The sequence below is a fragment of the bacterium genome, assembly GCA_036524115.1.
Classification (GTDB): Bacteria; JAUVQV01; JAUVQV01; order JAUVQV01; family DATDCY01; genus DATDCY01.
This window is the reverse complement of record DATDCY010000023.1, coordinates 1-2,722: the sequence shown is the minus strand read 5'-3', so window position 1 is coordinate 2,722 and position 2,722 is coordinate 1. Positions and strand designations below refer to the sequence as shown.

The 2,722-nt window shown below is 73.8% G+C and carries 3 protein-coding genes; all 3 read left to right on the top strand.

Going from position 1 to position 2,722, the window contains the following annotated elements:
- A partial coding sequence (mraW, locus tag VI078_01280) for a 16S rRNA (cytosine(1402)-N(4))-methyltransferase (GenBank protein HEY5997922.1) occupies nt 1-372 on the top strand: 372 nt, incomplete at its 5' end.
- Nucleotides 373-383: 11 nt separating this feature from the next.
- The gene (locus VI078_01275) at nt 384-800 is read left to right on the top strand and encodes a hypothetical protein (GenBank protein ID HEY5997921.1); all 417 of its coding nucleotides are present in this window, start codon (nt 384-386) and stop codon (nt 798-800) included.
- Nucleotides 801-809: 9 nt separating this feature from the next.
- Nucleotides 810-2,552 (top strand): penicillin-binding protein 2, encoded by a 1,743-nt coding sequence (locus VI078_01270; protein ID HEY5997920.1) that lies wholly within the window; start codon nt 810-812, stop codon nt 2,550-2,552.
- Nucleotides 2,553-2,722: the final 170 nt, after the last annotated feature.

The following is a 2,722-nucleotide window of genomic DNA, read 5'->3' as shown; positions in this document are numbered from 1 at the left end:
CGGCTGGCGTCGGCGGTCGCGTCGGCCGTCGGCGGCCGCGGCCCGCGCGGCGGGCGCATCCACCCCGCGACGCGCACCTTCCAGGCGCTGCGCATCGCCGTGAACCGCGAGCTCGAGGAGCTGGCGTCGGCGCTCGCGGCGCTCCGCGACGTGCTGGCGCCGGGCGGGCGCGCCTGCGTCATCGCGTACCACTCGCTCGAGGACCGCGTCGTCAAGCAGGCCTTCCGTTCCTGGTCGCACCGCGGGCACGGCGAGGCACCCGCGGCGTTCGCGCTGCTCACGAAGAAGCCGGCCCGTCCCGCCGCGGACGAGCTCCGGCGCAACCCGCGCGCCCGCTCGGCGCGCCTGCGGGCGATCGCCCGCGCCGCGTAGGGAGAGACGACATGCCGCGTGCGCTGCCGCGCGAGTGGTGCGGGAACGAGATCCGCAACGCCGGGATCCAGCGCGAGCGCCCGCGCGCCCGCCGCGGGACGGTCGCCGCCTGGGCGGCGGCCACGCTGCTGCTCCTCGGGAGCCTCCTGCTCTACGTGACGCAGGGCCTCCAGGTGATCCGCCTCGGCTACGACATCGACCGGCTGCAGAACCGCTACCGCGAGGTGCGGGCGGAGCAGGGGAGGCTCGCGGTCGAGCTGGCCAGCCTGCAGGAGCTGGCGACGGTGCAGCGCGAGGCCATCGAGCGCCACGGGATGGTCTTTCCCGCGGCCGCCCAGGTCATCGTCGTGCGCGGCGGCGCGCAGTCGTCGGCCCTCGCGCAGGCGCAGGGCACCGCGGGCGCGCTCGCGGTGGCCGCGCGGGAGTAGCGGACGGCGGTGGAAGCGCAGCTGCGGCGCCTGGTCCGCAACCGGATCCTCCTCGTCACGGGGTTCCTCGTCGTGGCCGCGGTGGCGATCGTCGGGAGGCTCTTCTCGCTCCAGGTGACCGGCCACCGCAGGCTCGAGAAGGCCGCGGCCGAGCAGATCACCGACGAGATCCAGTTCCTCCCCAAGCGCGGCGTGATCGCCGACCGCGCCGGACGCCAGCTCGCGGTCGACGTCGAGGTCGACTCGATCTTCGGCGTCCCCCCGCAGGTCACGGACAAGAGCGGGGTCGCCCGCCAGCTCGCCGCGGAGACCGGCGGCGACGTGTCGCGGTACGCGAGGGAGCTGGCGAAGAAGAAGTCCTTCGTCTGGCTGGAGCGGCGCGTCTCGCCGGCGGTCTCCGAGCGCGTGGCGGCGCGCAAGTGGTCGGGCGTCGGCTTTCTCAAGGAGAACCGCCGCTTCTACCCGCAGCGCGAGTTCGGCGCGCACGTGCTCGGTTTCGCGGGCCTCGACAACAAGGGGCTCGCCGGGATCGAGCTGGGCTACGAGCAGGACCTCTGGCGCGACGCGTTCGTCTTCGCGGTCGAGCGCGACGCCCGCGGCAAGGACCTGCTCGTCTCCGGGCCGCCCATGGATGCGTTGCGCGAGGGCGACGAGCTGAACCTGAGCATCGATGCGGTGATCCAGTTCATCGCCCAGGAGGAGCTGGCGCGCGGCGTCGAGGAGGCGGGCGCCGCGGGCGGCAGCATCGTCGTGCTCGAGCCGCGCAGCGGCGAAGTGCTGGCCATGGCGAACGTCCCCTTCTTCAACCCCAACGAGCCGGGCAGCTGCAGCCAGGACGCGATGCGCAACCGCGCCATCGCCGACGCGCTCGAGCCCGGCTCGATCATGAAGACCTTCCTGCTCTCCGCGGCGCTCGACGAGAAGGCGGTCACCCGCGACACCGTGTTCTTCTGCGAGAACGGCGCGATGCCCTTTCAGGGCGGCACGCTCCACGACGTTCACCCCTACGGCGCGCTCACGGTCGAGGGCGTGATCGCCAAAAGCAGCAACATCGGCTCCACGAAGATCGCGATGCGCCTCGGCGCGGAGAACTACCACCGCTACCTCAAGGCCTTCGGGTTCGGCGCGAAGACCGGCGTCGACCTGCCCGGCGAGGCCTCGGGCCTGCTGCGCCCGCCGTCGCAGTGGTCGGGCCGCTCGATCGCCTCCGTCGCCATCGGCCAGGAGATCTCGGTGACGCCGCTGCAGATCACCGCAGCGTTCGCCGCGGCGGTCAACGGCGGCGTGCTGCACCGGCCGCGCGTGGCGCGGGAGCTGGTCAGCCCGGAGGGGACGGTCATCAAGCGCTACGACCCTCAGGAGGTGCGCCGGGTGATCTCGCCCGAGACGAGCCGCCAGGTGGTCGATATCCTCGTGAAGGTCGTCGAGGAGGGGACCGGCAAGGCGGCAGCGGTCCCCGGCTACACGGTCGGCGGCAAGACCGGGACCGCCCAGAAGTACGACCCGGCGCTGCGCACCTACTCCGGCAGCAAGTTCCTCGCCTCGTTCATCGGCGTCGCGCCGGCGCGCGACCCGCGCCTGGTGGTGCTCGTCATGGTCGACGAGCCCCACGGCGCGATCTACGGCGGCAGCGTCTCGGCGCCGGTGTTCCAGCGCGTGGTGCAGAGGACGCTGCGCTACCTCAACGTCCCGCCGGAGGACCCGGAGGGCGTGCTCGTCGTGAGCACGGGCGCCGCGGGGGCCGGCGGGTGATCGCGCTCGGCGAGCTGGTGGCGGCGGCCGCGGGGACGCGGCTGGTGCGCGGCGATGCGTCCACGCCGATCGGCGACGTGGTCACCGACTCCCGGGCGGTGCGCCCCGGGACGCTCTTCGCGACGCTGCCCGGGCTCCGCGCGGACGGCCACCGCTTCCTGGGCGCCGCC

What these genes read in the sequence shown, in the direction of transcription:
- VI078_01275 (HEY5997921.1), top strand. Translation starts at nt 384, where the DNA reads ATGCCGCGTGCGCTGCCGCGCGAGTGGTGCGGGAACGAGATCCGCAAC.